Below are 13,982 nucleotides of genomic sequence, written 5' to 3'. Positions count from 1 at the left end.
TCGCGGAAGATTTCGCAGTGGGCTTACGCTCGCCGAAAAAGACGCCTAGCGGTTCTTGAAGTTGGGCTTGCGCTTCTCGGCGAACGCCCGGGGGCCTTCCTTGGAGTCCTCGGAGAGGAACACCGGGATGCCGTTGGCGGTGTCGGGCTTGAAGGCCTCTTCCTCGTGCATGCCCTCGGTCTCGCGGATCGTCTTGAGGATCGCCTGCACGGCCAATGGCCCGTTGTTCTCGATGACCTCCGCGATCTCGAGCGCCTTCGTCAGCGCCTGCCCGTCGGGAACGACGTGGCCGATCAGGCCGATCTCCTTGGCCTCGGCGGCGGTGATGTGCCGCCCGGTCAGCAGCAGGTCGCAGGCCACGGTGTAGGGAATCTGGCGCACCAGCCGGACCGCGGATCCGCCCATCGGGTACAGGCTCCACTTGGCCTCGGAGATGCCGAATTTGGCGCTCTCACCGGCGACCCGGATGTCGGTGCCCTGCAGGATCTCGGTGCCCCCGGCGATCGCCGGGCCCTCGACGGCGGCGATCAGCGGCTTTTTGAGCCGGCGGCCCTTGAGCAAGGCATCGATTCGCGACGGGTCGTAGCTGCCGTCCTTGAAGGACTCACCCGGCGGCTTCTGGGTTGCTGTCTTGAGGTCCATGCCCGCGCAGAAGTAGCCACCAGCACCGGTCAGGATGCAGCAGCGGATGTCGTCGTCGTTGTCGACGCGGTCCCAGGCTTGGACCATGATTTCCATCATTTCCGTGCTCAACGCGTTGCGGCGGTGCGGCCGGTTCATGGTCACGATGAGAGTGTGACCACGCTGTTCGATCAGCGCGTCGGCTTCAGTGGGGCCGGTTTCCCCGTTCTCGGTGTTTGCTGGGGTTCCGGCATTCTCCACGGTCACGGCTACCGCCTTTCCCTCGACAATGGGCACGAGCTTGCCTCGAAATGTAACACGTTCTAATTTGGTGGCCGTGGCCTTGAATATTGCCGACCTTGCAGAGCACGCCATCGACGCTGTGCCCGAGCGTGTCGCCCTGATCTGCGGCGACGAGAAGTTGACCTATGCCCAGCTAGAGGAGAAGGCCAATCGCCTGGCTCACTACCTGATTGAGCAGGGGGTGAAAAAGGACGACAAGGTCGGGCTGTACTGCCGCAATCGCATCGAGATCGTCATCGCGATGCTCGGCATCATCAAGGCGGGCGCCATCCTGGTGAACGTCAACTACCGCTACGTCGAGGGCGAGCTGCGCTACTTGTTCGACAACTCCGACATGGTCGCGCTGGTACATGAACGCCAGTACTCCGACCGGGTGGCCAACGTGCTGCCCGAGACGCCCAACGTCAAGACGATCCTGGTCGTCGAGGACGGCAGCGACAACGACTTCGGCCGCTACGGCGGCGTCGAGTTCTACTCGGCGATCGCGAACAGCTCACCCGAACGCGACTTCGGCGAGCGGAGCGCCGACGACATCTACCTGCTGTACACCGGCGGCACCACCGGGTTCCCGAAGGGCGTGATGTGGCGCCACGAGGACATCTACCGGGTGCTATTCGGCGGAACCGACTTCGCCACAGGCGAATTCGTCAAGGACGAGCACGACCTGGCCAAGGCCGCCGCGGAGAACCCGCCGATGGTCCGCCACCCGATTCCGCCGATGATCCACGGCGCCACCCAGTCGGCCACCTGGATGTCGCTCTTCTCGGGCCAAACCACCGTGCTCGCACCGGAATTCAACGCCGACGAGGTGTGGCGCACGATTCACGAGCACAAGGTGAACCTGCTGTTCTTCACCGGTGACGCGATGGCGCGGCCGCTGCTGGACGCGCTGCTGGCCGCGCAGGAGCAGGGCAACGAGTACGACCTGTCGTCGCTGTTCCTGCTCGCCTCCACCGCGGCGCTGTTCTCGCCGAGCATCAAGGAGAAGTTTCTCGAGCTGCTGCCCAACCGGGTGATCACCGACTCCATCGGCTCCTCGGAGACCGGATTCGGGGGCACCAGCATCGTCGCCAAGGACGCGCCGCACAGCGGCGGCCCGCGCGTGACCATCGACCACCGCACCGTCGTCCTCGACGAGGAGGGCAACGAGGTCAAGCCCGGCTCCGGGGTGCGCGGCTTCATCGCGAAGAAGGGCAACATCCCGGTCGGCTACTACAAGGACGAGAAGAAGACCGCCGAGACGTTCAAGACCATCAACGGCGTGCGCTACGCGATCCCCGGCGACTACGCGACGGTCGAGGAGGACGGCACCGTCACGATGCTGGGCCGTGGCTCGGTGTCGATCAACAGCGGCGGCGAGAAGATCTACCCCGAGGAGGTCGAGGCCGCGCTCAAGGGTCACCCCGACGTCTTCGACGCCCTGGTGGTCGGTGTGCCGGACGCCCGGTACGGCCAGCACGTCGCCGCCGTCGTACAGCCCCGTCCGGGAACCCGGCCCGCGCTGTCGGAGCTGGACAGCTTCGTGCGCTCCGAGATCGCGGGATACAAGGTGCCGCGCAGCCTGTGGTTGGTCGACGAGGTGAAGCGGTCGCCCGCGGGGAAACCCGACTACCGCTGGGCCAAGGAGCAGACCGAGGCCCGCCCGGCCGACGACGTGCACGCGGCACACGCGACCGCCTGATGCGTTTCCAGCGCTAGCCGCGCGCGGTGTGACCGACTTCGTCAAGCACCGGGCGGGCGCGCCCGCCGGTTTCTTCGCGGCCGAAGCCGCGGGGCTGCAATGGCTTTCCGCCGTCGACGGTGGCGTGCCGTGTGCGGAGGTCGTCTCCGTCGACGAGGCTGCCCTGACCCTGCGGCGCCTCGAATCGGTGAGCCCGACCCCCGAGGCGGCGCGCGAGTTCGGCGGCCGACTGGCGATCACGCATGACGCCGGCGCCCCGGCATTCGGCGCGGGGCCGGACGGCTGGGACGGGCCCGGCTTTTTCGGGCCGCTGTCGCAGCCCTTGCCGATGTCGCTGCGGCGGCACCGGCGCTGGGGGAGTTCTACGCCGAGGAACGGCTGGTCCCGATGGCCGATCTCGCGGCCCCGCGGCTCGATGCCGCCACGCGCGACGCCGTCGACTCCGTCGCGGCTCGTTGCCGCGCGGGCGATTTCGACGACGACGATCGGCCGGCGCGGTTGCACGGCGATTTGTGGAGCGGGAACGTGATGTGGACGCCCGGCGGTGTGGTGCTGATCGACCCGGCCGCGCACGCCGGTCACCGCGAGACCGATCTGGCGATGCTCGCGCTGTTCGGTTGTCCGCACTACGACGCCGTGATCGACGGCTACCAGCGGGTGCGGCCGCTACGGCCCGGCTGGCGCGACCGTACCGGCCTGCATCAGCTCTTTCCGCTGCTGGCGCACGTCGTCCTGTTCGGCAGCGGATACGCGCAGCAGACGCACGCCTGTGCCCGCGCCGCGCTGAGCAGCTGACCTCGGCGGGCAACCGGCCCCGGTCTAGAGTCGAATCGCATGACGATCGATGTGTGGATGCAGCATCCGACTGTGCGGTTCCTGCGCAGCGACATGCTGGCATCCCTGCGCCGGTGGACGGGCGGGTCCATCCCCGACACCGACATCCCGATCGAGGCGACCCTGGCGTCGATGGACGCCGCCGGCGTCGAATTGGGTTTGCTCAGCGCCTGGTGCGGGCCGGGTGGCGTGGACCTGGTCTCCAACGACGAGGTGGCGCAATGGGTTGCCGCACACCCGAACCGGCTCGCCGCCCTGGCCGCCGTCGACCTGGATCGCCCGATGGAGGCCGTCCGGGAGCTGCGGCGCCGGGTAACCGACGGCGGATTCGTCGGCCTGCGGGTGGTGCCGTGGCTCTGGAATGCCCCGCCCACCGATCGCCGCTACTATCCGCTGTTCGCGCAGTGCGTGGAGTCCGGGGTGCCGTTCTGCACCCAGGTCGGTCATACCGGCCCGTTGCGCCCCTCGGAGACCGGCCGGCCGATTCCCTACATCGATCAGGTGGCGCTCGATTTCCCGGAGCTGGTGATCGTCTGCGGCCACGTCGGCTACCCGTGGACCGAAGAGATGGTCGCGGTGGCGCGCAAGCATGAGAACGTCTACATCGACACCTCGGCGTACACGATCCAGCGGTTGCCGGAAGAACTCGTCAGATTCATGAAGACCGGTACCGGGCAGCGAAAGGTGTTGTTCGGCACCAATTATCCGATGATCACCCACGAGCACGCGTTGGCGGGGCTGGACGAACTCGGGCTGTCCGAAGAGGCTCGCCGAGATTTCCTGCGCGGCAACGCAAAGCGAGTTTTCCGACTGGAGGCAGTGCAGTGAACGGTGCCCAGGCCCTGATCAACACCCTGGTCGACGGCGGCGTCGACGTGTGTTTCGCCAACCCGGGCACGTCGGAGATGCATTTCGTCGCGGCGTTGGACACCGTCCCGCGGATGCGCGGCGTGCTGGCGTTGTTCGAGGGCGTCGCCACGGGCGCGGCCGACGGTTATGCCCGCATCGCCGATCGCCCGGCGGCCGTGCTGCTGCACCTGGGGCCCGGGCTGGGCAACGGCCTGGCCAACCTGCACAACGCGCGCCGCGCGCGGGTGCCGATGGTGGTGGTGGTCGGCGACCACGCCACGTACCACAAAAAGTACGACGCCCCACTGGAATCCGACATCGACGCGCTCGCCGGCACCGTCTCGGGATGGGTGCGGCGAACCGGTGACGCCTCCCAGGTTTCGGCCGACGCCGTCGAGGGCATCGCGGCCAGCCGATGGGGTTCGCAGATCTCGACATTGATCCTGCCCGCCGACGTGTCCTGGTCCGACGGCGCCCAGCTGTTCTCCAACCTGGAGGCACAACCGGCCGGTGCCGATCCGCTGCTGGCGCCCGAGGTGCTCGAGGTGCTCGAGTCCGGAGAGCCGACCGTGATCATGGTGGGCGGCGACGCCACCTGCCATGCCGGGCTGGCGGCGGCCACCCGCATCGCGGCGGCGACGGGCGCCCGCGTGCTGTGCGAAACGTTCCCCACCCGGCTGGAGCGAGGCGCCGGCGTCCCCGCGGTCGACCGGCTCGCATATTTCGCCGAAGCCGCCACCGCTCAGTTGGACGGCGCCAAGCATCTGGTGCTGGCCGGCGCTAAGTCGCCGGTGTCGTTCTTCGCCTACCCCGGCATGCCCAGCGACCTGGTACCGGCCGGCTGCGAGGTGCATGTGCTCGCCGAATACAGCGGTGCGGCAGACGCTTTGATCGCCCTGGCCGATCGGGTGGCGCCCGGCACCGAGGCGCCGGTGGCGGCCGCATCGCGTCCTGCGCTGCCGACGGGTGCGCTGACCTCCGCGTCGGCCGCCGACGTGATCGGGGCGCTGCTGCCCGAGGGGGCGATCGTGGTCGACGAGTCGAACACCTCGGGCGTGCTGCTCGCCCAGGCAACCGCCGGGGCGCCGGCGCACGACTGGCTGACCCTGACCGGTGGGGCGATCGGCTACGGCATCCCGGCGGCCGTCGGCGCCGCGGTGGCCGCCCCGAATCGTCCGGTGCTGTGTCTGGAATCCGATGGCTCGGCGATGTACACGATCTCGGGATTGTGGACCCAGGCGCGGGAGAACCTCAACGTGACCACCGTGCTGTACAACAACAGCGCCTACGACATCCTCCGGATTGAGCTGCAACGCGTCGGTGCCGGGTCGACGCCCGGCCCCGAAGCGCTCTCCCTGCTCGATTTATCCGATCCGGCAATGGATTTCGTCAAGATCAGCGAGGGCATGGGAGTGCCCGCCCGGCGCGTGACCACGGCCGAGGAACTGGTCGATGCGCTGCGCGCGGCGTTCGCCGAAGCCGGGCCGCATTTGATCGAAGCCGTGGTGCCGTCAATAACGGGCTAGGGTCGGCAGCCGGCTCAGCAGCCAGTCCGTCAGCGTATTGATCACGTCGACGCCCGTTTCGAACGCGCCGTCGTTCGCATCCGCCGCCAGTGCCACACCCCACTGCCCGGAGGGCGTGGGGACGATGCCGAATTGGCGGACCAGGTACTCGCCGCGCACACCGGGCCCCCAACCACCCTTCGCCGCAAGGCCTTTGGCGGCAAGCCCCCACTGGTCACCGGCGACCAGCCGCTGCATCAGGTCAATCACTTCGACGGCGTCGGGGATTGTCGACAGCTCTGCGGCGAACCTTGCCTGGCGCTGCAGACTCCACTCGGTTTGACCGAAAGCGGTGAAACCACGCCGAAGCCGGCGTGACTCGACCACGGTCGCGGTGTCACCGCCCTCGGCCACCACGACCTGAACCCGCCGCGCCGCTTCCACCGGCTCGCCCAGTTGCGACCACAACTGTTCGGACGCTCGATTGTCGGATTCGGTGATGGCTTTCACGACGAGATCGCGTGCGCCCAGCCAATCGCTGCGCAATGCCGCAATCGCCAACGGCACCTTGATCGTCGACCATGCCACGCCCGACCACCAGCTGCCCAGGGAGAACGTCCTGTCCGGCCGGGCGATCGCGACGCCGATGTTGGCCGGGACGGCGGCGGCGAGCTGGTCAAAGCTCGCTTCCAGCGCGAGTTCGAGAGGCCGTGCGGTCATGCGCCGGTCTCGCCGTCGGCGCGCGTGACGATGGCGCCGAAGTGGGCGACCGGCGCATCAAGCATCGCGTCTCCTTGCGTTCGGGTAGCCAAAACGTGTGCCGGGCAAAATCATCAGCCCGACGGCGGGAGCGGTGGCAGCGGCAACCCCGGGTCCTGCGGGGGCGGCGCTTCCCACGGTTGGGTATCCGGCGTCGGCGGTGACCACACCAGCGGCGGCGGCGGTGGAGGCGGCGGAGGCGGAGGCGGCGGGGCCGGCTCGGCGGCGGCGAATCCGGCGCCCAGCCCGAGCGCGCCGCCACCCAGCGACCCGACCAGGATCGAGCCGGCGATCACTTCACGGATTTTCATCAAGCGCCGAGTTTACTGCTACGACGGCGCATCCGGCGGCAACGACCGCCCGGGGCGGGCTAGCGGCGGATCTTCCAGACCGGGTCGCCGCAGTCGACACCCTGAGCGGCCAACTGTCGTTTCAGCACTTTGAAGGTCACCGTCCGCGGGAGCTCGGCGCTGATCCGCACGTACGACGGCCACTGCTTGGGTCCCAGGTCCGGTTGCTCGGAAAGGAAGGCGCGGAACTCCTCGTCGTCGAATTCGGTGCCCGGGGCCAGCACCAACGCCGCCATCACCTGGTCGCCGACGATCGCGTCCGGCACCGGGTATACCGCGACCTCGGCGACGTCGGGGTGGCGCAGCAACACCCGCTCGATCGGCGCGGCGCCCAGGTTTTCGCCGTCGACCCGCATCCAATCGCCCAGCCGCCCAGCGAAGTACGCGAAGCCGGCGTCATCGCGGTAGGCGAGATCGCCGCTGTGATACACCCCGCCGGCCATCCGTTCGGCTTCGGCGGCCTCGTCGTTGTAGTAACCCTCGAAGCGGCCCGGCCCCGCGGTGTTGACCAGTTCGCCGACCGCGCCCGGCGGGCATGACGCGCCGGTGTCGGGATCGATGATGTCGATTCCCTGCGGGAGCGGGCCCAACGAACCTGCCGGTGTCTCGGGGGTGCGCGCGATGGCCACGCCACCCTCGGTGGAACCGAACCCGTCCTGCACGACGCATCCGAACCTGCGTGCGAACCGCTCGATGTCGTCGGGCACGCCCTCGTTGCCGTAGACCGCCCGCAGCGGGTTGTCCGCATCGTCGGGCTGCTCCGGCGTGGCCAGCACGTACGACAGCGGCTTGCCCACGTAATTCGCGTAGGTGGCGCCGTACCGACGCACATCGACGATGAAATTCGAGGCGGAGAACTTGCGCCGCAGGACCATTGAGCCCTCGCAGGCCGCCGCCACCGCCCAGCCGACCAGCACCGCGTTGGAATGGAACAGCGGCATCGACACGTAGCAGACGTCGCCGCTGCCGAGGCCGAAGCGCTGTGACATCGTCACGCCCGCGATCGCGACCTTGCCGTGGCTGCACTTGACCGCCTTGGGCTCACCGCTGGTGCCCGACGTGAAGATCAACATGAACAGATCCGCCGGCGAGGCGGATTGAAAAGACAGCGGCGCGTCGCGGTGCGCGGCGACCTCGGCGGCCCATTCCGGGGAGTCGGCGTTCAGATGCTCGATGTCGCCCAGCGGCTCACACGATTTCGAATCCGCCAGCACCAATTGGCAATCGGCGTGGGCGATGTCGCGCTGCAGCGCCTCACCGCGGCGTACCGGGTTCAGCCCCACCGGCACGATGCCCGACATTCCCGCCGCCACCAGCATCGCCGAGAAGAAGGGAGTGTTCTCCAACAGCACGCCGACGTGCGGCGGCCGGGCGGGGTCGAGCCGCGCACGCAGCGCCGCGGCGATCGCGGCACCATGCCGCAGGTGCTCGCGCCAGCTGGTGAACGAGTCCTCGAAGTAGACACCCCGATCGTCGATCTCGGTCAGCGGCTCCAGCAGCCTGGTGACCGTCAGGTCATCGGTGAGTTCCATTGCGCCTAAGCGGGTGTCTCGGCCAGCTCCCGGCCGATCCGGCGCAGCTGTCCGGTGGCGCCGCCGAGGGCGAACTCGATCTCTTTGGCGGCCAGGAAGTAGCGGTGCGCGGGGTGATCGGTGTCGACGCCGACGCCGCCGTGCACGTGCACGATGGTGTGCGCCACCCGGTGACCGGCATCCGCCGCCCAGAACGCCGCACTGGCGACGTCGATTTCGGCCGGAATGTCCTCCGAGACTCGCCAGGCCGCCTGGGTGAGCGTGAGCCGCAGCCCCTTGACGTCGATGTAGCCGTCGGCCAGTCGCTGCGACACCGCTTGAAAGCTGCCGATCGGACGGTCGAACTGCTCACGTTCGCGCGCGTATTCGGCCGTCATCTGCAGACCCCGCTCGAGCACCCCGAGCTGGAAAGCGCTGCGGCCCAAGGTGCCGAGCGTGCCGAGCCACGCCACGACCTCGGCGCCGCCGACCTTGCGGCTGTCGTCCACCTCGGTCCCCTCCAGTGCGAGGTGCCCGATGCTGCCCAGGCCGGTGGTTTCCAGTGCGGTCACCGTGACGCCGGGCGCGTCGGCGGCGACCAGGAAAACCGCGGTGCCGGAATCCGTTTCGGCGGGGACCAGGAACGCGTCGGCCACTGGGCCGAACCCGACCTGGGTGCGGGTTCCGGTCAGCCGGTAGCCGGAGCCGGCGGCGGTCGCCTGCACCGGGCCCTCGCCCATCTCACCGTCGAGGGCGACGCTCAGCGTCTTCTCGCCGTTGACCGCCGGCACGCCCCAACTCTGTTGCAGCTCTTCGGAACCGAACCGGGCCAGCGCTCCGGCGCCCAGCACCACCGACTCCAGGTAGGGCACCGCGGCGAGCTGGTGCCCCAGCGCGACCAGGATCGCGATCTGCTCGAGCGCGCCGAAGCCGTCGCCGCCCAGCGACGAAGCCGACGCGCTGGACAGGATGCCCGCGTCGATCAGCTTGCGCCACAGGTCGCGGTCGAACCGCTGATCGAGCCCGTCGAGCTCACGTTGGTGTTCGGGGGTGCATACCGAGTCCACGATGGTGTCGACCAGGTTGCCGAGGTCGTGCGCCGCTTCGGTTGTGGTGAAATCCATGAACGTCCGTCCTTCTATTCCGTAGCGGCTCAGCGGTTTCGGGGCAGGCCGAGGGCGACCATGCCGATGATGTCGCGCTGCACCTCGTTGGTGCCGCCGCCGAAGGTGAGGATCAGGCAGGCCCGGTGCATCCGCTCGACCCGGCCGCGCAGCAACGAGCCCGGCGAGTTCTGACGCACCGTCGCCGCGGTACCCAGCACCTCCATCAGCAGCCGGTAGGCCTCGGTGGCCAGTTCGGTGCCGTACACCTTGGCCGCCGACGCGTCGGCCGGCGACAGGGCTTCGTTCGCCGCCGACGCCAACTCCCAGTTGATCAGCTTGAGAACCTCGGCCTTGGCGTGCACTCGGGCCAGGTTGATCTGCACCCACTCGGAATCGATCAGCCGGGCGCCGCCGGCATCCTTGGTGTTTTGCGCCCATTCGCGAACCTCGCGCAGGGCCAGGAAGATCGGTTGCGGCGAGACCAGGGCGACCCGCTCATGGTTGAGCTGGTTGGTCACCAGTTTCCAGCCGCCGTTCTCCTCGCCGACCAGGTTGGTCACCGGCACGCGCACGTCGGAGTAATAGGTGGCGCTGGTGTCCACCCCGGCCATGGTGTGCACCGGCGTCCAGGAGAAGCCCTCGGCCGTGGTCGGCACGGCCAGCATCGAGATGCCGCGGTGCTTCTTGGCCTCGGGGTTGGTGCGCACCGCCAGCCAGACCCAGTCCGCGTAGGCGATCAGGCTGGTCCACATCTTCTGCCCGTTGATGACGTAGTCGTCACCGTCGCGGACCGCGGTGGTGCGCAGGTTCGCCAGGTCGGTGCCGGCGCCGGGCTCCGAATAGCCGATGGAGAAGTGCAGTTCACCGGCCGCGATCTTGGGCAGGAAGAACTTCTTCTGTTCCTCGGTGCCGAACGCCATGATGGTCGGCGCCACGCTGTTGATGGTCAGGAACGGCACCGGCACGCCGGCGATGGCGGCCTCGTCGGTGAAGATCAGCGAGTCCATCGGGGAGCGGTCCTGGCCGCCGTACTCCTTGGGCCAGTTCAGGGTGAGCCACCCGTCCTTGCCCATCTGCGCGACGGTGTCGCGGTACGCGGTGCCCGTCCCGACCTCGCCGCCGCCCGACGAGGTCAGCGCCTCGCGGCGCTCCGGGGTCATCAGCGCGGTGAAGTACGACCGCAGCTCGCGACGCAGCTCCTCTTGTTCCGGGGTGTAACTGATGCGCATTTCGGCCGTCCTTGAAGTTAACGACGTTTGGAGGAACCAGCCTCGTCACAGGCTGCAGCTCGACCAACGGCTACCCGTTCGTCTTCCCGGTTGTAACACGTTCTAGTCTGGGAATCCAGCGACCGTTTCCCCAGAGGTGTCAGGGTCCTATGGTGGACCTACATACTGATGAGGCGTGTACTCAGCTGAAGGCCAGGTTCAAGGAGGGTGCTGTGCGGGTGATCGTGGACCGTGACCGGTGCGAAGGTAACGCAGTGTGCTTGGGAATTGCCCCAGATATCTTCGACCTGGACGACGAGGACTACGCGGTGGTGAAGCTCGACCCGATTCCCGCCGATCAGGAGCAGTTGGCCGAGCAGGCGATCGCCGAGTGCCCGCGCGCCGCACTCCTGCGCGGCGACTAATCCGAGCCCCGAGCGCGTAACCCGAAACTAGAGGTATTCATAAATTGACTAGCAGCACGAACGCGACCGATCTCTCCGGAAAGGTCGCGGTGGTGACCGGTGCGGCCGCGGGCCTGGGACGCGCCGAGGCGCTCGGCCTGGCGCGCCAAGGCGCAACCGTCGTCGTCAACGACATCGCCGCGGCGTTGGATGCCTCCGACGTCATCGACGAAATCAACTCCGCCGGCTCGAAGGCCGTCGCCGTGGCCGGCGACATCAGCGAACGCGCCACCGCCGACGAATTGGTTGCCCAGGCCGACTCGCTGGGTGGCCTCGACGTCGTGGTCAACAACGCCGGGATCACCCGCGACCGGATGCTGTTCAACATGTCCGACGAGGAATGGGATCTGGTCATCGCCGTGCACCTGCGCGGACATTTCCTGCTGACCCGCAACGCGGCGACCTACTGGCGCTCTAAGGCCAAGGACGCCGGCGGCCAGATCTTCGGTCGGATCGTCAACACCGCATCGGAGGCCGGCCTGGTCGGTCCGGTCGGGCAGGCCAACTACGGCGCGGCCAAGGCGGGCATCATCTCGCTGACCCTGACGGCCGCACGGGCGCTGGGCCGGTACGGCGTGTGCGCCAACGCCATTTGCCCCCGCGCCCGCACCGCCATGACGGCCGACGTTTTCGGCGAGGCACCGGAGGTCGAGGCGGGTGGCGTCGACCCGCTGTCGCCCGAGCATGTGGTCAATCTGGTCAAGTTCCTGGCGTCGCCGGCGGCCGCCGAGGTGAACGGTCAGGTGTTCATCGTCTACGGTCCACAGGTGACGTTGGTCGCTGCGCCGACCGTGGAGCACAAATTCAGCGCCGAGGGTGCCGCTTGGGACCCTGCACAGCTGAGTTCAACGCTCCAGGATTACTTTGCTGGCCGTGATCCTGAGCACAATTTTTCGGCTGGCGCACTGATGGAGCAATAGCCACTGACGGCTGGTTGATTAGGGGGAAATCGCCAGGTAGAACGTGTGTCAGTTTGACACGTGCCAAGTGCTTCTGACCTGCCGAATTAACGGTTTGGATAAAGAAGTGCTGTTCATTGACATGGTGAAGTTGTTCTGGGTTAATATGATCCGGCTCACACCGAGCCCCGTGCGACCTTAGACGACGTAAAGGCCAGACATAGACTTCGCCGAGACCAATCGAGGGGGGAACCGGAGTTGATTGAGCAACTTGCGGTCCCCGCCCGCGCCGTCGGCGGATTTTTCGAAATGATGATGGACACCGGCCGGGCAGCATTTCGCCGGCCGTTTCAATTCGGGGAGTTTCTCGATCAGACGTGGATGATCGCGCGCGTGTCGCTGGTCCCTACGCTGCTGGTGTCCATCCCCTTCACCGTCCTGGTGGCCTTCACCCTCAACATCCTGTTGCGTGAGATCGGTGCCGCCGACTTGTCCGGTGCCGGGACGGCCTTCGGCACCATCACGCAGCTGGGTCCGGTGGTGACCGTGCTCGTCGTCGCGGGCGCCGGCGCCACCGCGATCTGTGCCGACCTCGGCGCCCGCACCATCCGCGAGGAGATCGACGCGATGCGGGTGCTCGGCATCGACCCGATCCAGCGGCTCGTCGTGCCCCGCGTGCTGGCATCCACGGTGGTGGCCCTGCTGCTCAACGGATTGGTCTGCGCCATCGGCCTTTCCGGCGGCTACGTGTTCTCCGTCTTTTTGCAGGGAGTCAACCCCGGCGCGTTCATCAACGGCCTGACGGTGCTGACCGGGCTGCGCGAGCTGGTGTTGGCCGAAGTCAAGGCGCTGCTGTTCGGCGTGATGGCCGGCATGGTGGGCTGCTATCGCGGCCTGACCGTCAAGGGCGGGCCCAAGGGCGTCGGCAACGCCGTCAACGAAACCGTGGTCTACGCCTTCATCTGTCTGTTCGTGATCAACGTGGTCATGACGGCCATCGGCGTGCGAATCTCGGCGAAGTGACGGGACGGGTGAGCACGCGATGAGTTACGACGCCACACTGCGATTCCGTCGGCTCTTCTCCCGGCTGCAGGAGCCGGTCGACGACTTCGGCGAGCAGGCGCTGTTCTACGGGCAGACCATGCGCTACGTCCCCAACGCGCTCACCCGCTACCGCAAGGAGACGGTCCGGCTGATCGCCGAGATGACGATGGGCGCGGGAGCCCTCGTCATGATCGGCGGCACGGTCGGGGTGGCGGCCTTTTTGACCCTGGCCTCCGGCGGTGTCATTGCCGTGCAGGGGTATTCGTCGCTGGGCAACATCGGCATCGAGGCGCTGACGGGGTTCCTGTCGGCGTTCCTGAATGTCCGGGTCGTCGCGCCGGTGATCGCCGGCATCGCACTGGCGGCCACCATCGGTGCCGGCGCGACCGCCCAATTGGGAGCAATGCGGGTGTCCGAGGAGATCGACGCCGTCGAATGTATGGCGGTGCACTCGGTGTCCTACCTGGTATCGACCCGCCTCATCGCCGGCCTCATCGCGATCATCCCGCTGTACTCGCTGTCGGTGCTGGCCGCGTTCTTCGCCGCCCGCTTCACCACGGTGTACATCAATGGGCAGTCAAAGGGTCTCTACGACCACTACTTCAACACGTTCCTGATTCCGTCCGACCTGCTGTGGTCGTTCCTTCAGGCGATCGTGATGTCGATCGCGGTGATGCTCGTCCATACCTATTACGGCTACAACGCCCACGGCGGTCCGGTCGGGGTCGGCATCGCGGTCGGCCAGGCCGTGCGGACCTCGCTGATCGTCGTGGTCGTCATCACTTTGTTCATCTCGCTCGCGGTGTACGGGGCGTCCGGTAACTTCAACCTCTCCGGATAAGAGGATC

The 13,982-nt window shown here is 67.6% G+C and carries 14 protein-coding genes; 8 read left to right on the top strand and 6 right to left on the bottom strand.

The genetic code is table 11. From position 1 onward, the window contains the following. Window positions 1–45: 45 nt before the first annotated feature. The gene (locus A5688_RS17595) at window positions 46–882 is read right to left on the bottom strand and encodes a crotonase/enoyl-CoA hydratase family protein (RefSeq protein ID WP_165606912.1); all 837 of its coding nucleotides are present in this window, start codon (window positions 880–882) and stop codon (window positions 46–48) included. A 70-nt stretch (window positions 883–952) separates the two neighbouring features. On the opposite strand from A5688_RS17595, the gene A5688_RS17590 reads away from it, so the two are divergent. The 4 genes from A5688_RS17590 to A5688_RS17575 all read left to right on the top strand — a co-directional run bounded on the left by A5688_RS17590 (window position 953) and on the right by A5688_RS17575 (window position 5,814). Next, window positions 953–2,605, top strand: a complete 1,653-nt coding sequence (locus tag A5688_RS17590) for an acyl-CoA synthetase (RefSeq protein ID WP_067832855.1) — start codon at window positions 953–955, stop codon at window positions 2,603–2,605. Window positions 2,606–2,866: 261 nt separating this feature from the next. Beyond that, on the top strand, window positions 2,867–3,400 hold the full coding sequence (locus A5688_RS17585) for a fructosamine kinase family protein (protein ID WP_347559124.1): 534 nt from the start codon (window positions 2,867–2,869) through the stop codon (window positions 3,398–3,400). A gap of 39 nt (window positions 3,401–3,439) precedes the next feature. Next, window positions 3,440–4,267 (top strand): amidohydrolase family protein, encoded by an 828-nt coding sequence (locus A5688_RS17580; RefSeq protein ID WP_067907912.1) that lies wholly within the window; start codon window positions 3,440–3,442, stop codon window positions 4,265–4,267. Further along, entirely contained in the window at window positions 4,264–5,814 is a 1,551-nt protein-coding gene (locus tag A5688_RS17575) for an acetolactate synthase large subunit (RefSeq protein ID WP_067907915.1), read from the top strand. The genes A5688_RS17580 and A5688_RS17575 overlap by 4 nt, the downstream gene beginning before the upstream one ends. On the opposite strand, the gene A5688_RS17570 is transcribed toward A5688_RS17575, so the two are convergent. The 5 genes from A5688_RS17570 to A5688_RS17550 form a co-directional block, all read right to left on the bottom strand. Further along, window positions 5,800–6,513, bottom strand: a complete 714-nt coding sequence (locus A5688_RS17570; RefSeq protein WP_067907917.1) for a hypothetical protein — start codon at window positions 6,511–6,513, stop codon at window positions 5,800–5,802. The genes A5688_RS17575 and A5688_RS17570 overlap by 15 nt on opposite strands. Window positions 6,514–6,626: 113 nt before the next feature. Beyond that, window positions 6,627–6,863 carry a hypothetical protein gene (locus tag A5688_RS17565; protein ID WP_067907920.1) on the bottom strand — a complete coding sequence of 79 codons (237 nt, stop codon included), beginning with the start codon at window positions 6,861–6,863 and terminating at the stop codon, window positions 6,627–6,629. 59 nt (window positions 6,864–6,922) lie between these two features. Continuing rightward, window positions 6,923–8,434, bottom strand: a complete 1,512-nt coding sequence (fadD17, locus tag A5688_RS17560; protein WP_067907923.1) for a long-chain-fatty-acid--CoA ligase FadD17 — start codon at window positions 8,432–8,434, stop codon at window positions 6,923–6,925. Between the two features lie 5 nt (window positions 8,435–8,439). Further along, the gene (locus tag A5688_RS17555; protein ID WP_067832875.1) at window positions 8,440–9,537 is read right to left on the bottom strand and encodes an acyl-CoA dehydrogenase family protein; all 1,098 of its coding nucleotides are present in this window, start codon (window positions 9,535–9,537) and stop codon (window positions 8,440–8,442) included. Between the two features lie 29 nt (window positions 9,538–9,566). Then, complete coding sequence (locus A5688_RS17550) at window positions 9,567–10,748, bottom strand: acyl-CoA dehydrogenase (RefSeq protein WP_067832878.1); 1,182 nt, start codon at window positions 10,746–10,748, stop codon at window positions 9,567–9,569. 212 nt (window positions 10,749–10,960) lie between these two features. Here A5688_RS17550 and A5688_RS17545 point away from each other — a divergent pair, with 212 nt between their 5' ends. The 4 genes from A5688_RS17545 to A5688_RS17530 all read left to right on the top strand — a co-directional run bounded on the left by A5688_RS17545 (window position 10,961) and on the right by A5688_RS17530 (window position 13,975). Next, window positions 10,961–11,152 carry a ferredoxin gene (locus A5688_RS17545; protein ID WP_064951960.1) on the top strand — a complete coding sequence of 64 codons (192 nt, stop codon included), beginning with the start codon at window positions 10,961–10,963 and terminating at the stop codon, window positions 11,150–11,152. A gap of 44 nt (window positions 11,153–11,196) precedes the next feature. Beyond that, window positions 11,197–12,111, top strand: a complete 915-nt coding sequence (locus tag A5688_RS17540; protein ID WP_067832881.1) for a 3-oxoacyl-ACP reductase — start codon at window positions 11,197–11,199, stop codon at window positions 12,109–12,111. 237 nt (window positions 12,112–12,348) lie between these two features. Continuing rightward, entirely contained in the window at window positions 12,349–13,113 is a 765-nt protein-coding gene (locus A5688_RS17535; protein WP_067832884.1) for an MlaE family ABC transporter permease, read from the top strand. A 19-nt stretch (window positions 13,114–13,132) separates the two neighbouring features. Next, entirely contained in the window at window positions 13,133–13,975 is an 843-nt protein-coding gene (locus A5688_RS17530; protein WP_067832887.1) for an MlaE family ABC transporter permease, read from the top strand. The last annotated feature ends 7 nt before the right edge of the window (window positions 13,976–13,982 follow it).

The sequence above is a fragment of the Mycobacterium mantenii genome (assembly GCF_001667865.1).
Taxonomy (GTDB): domain Bacteria; phylum Actinomycetota; class Actinomycetes; order Mycobacteriales; family Mycobacteriaceae; genus Mycobacterium; species Mycobacterium mantenii_A.
The sequence above is the reverse complement of the archived record's forward strand: the minus strand, read 5'-3'. Positions and strand labels throughout refer to the sequence as shown.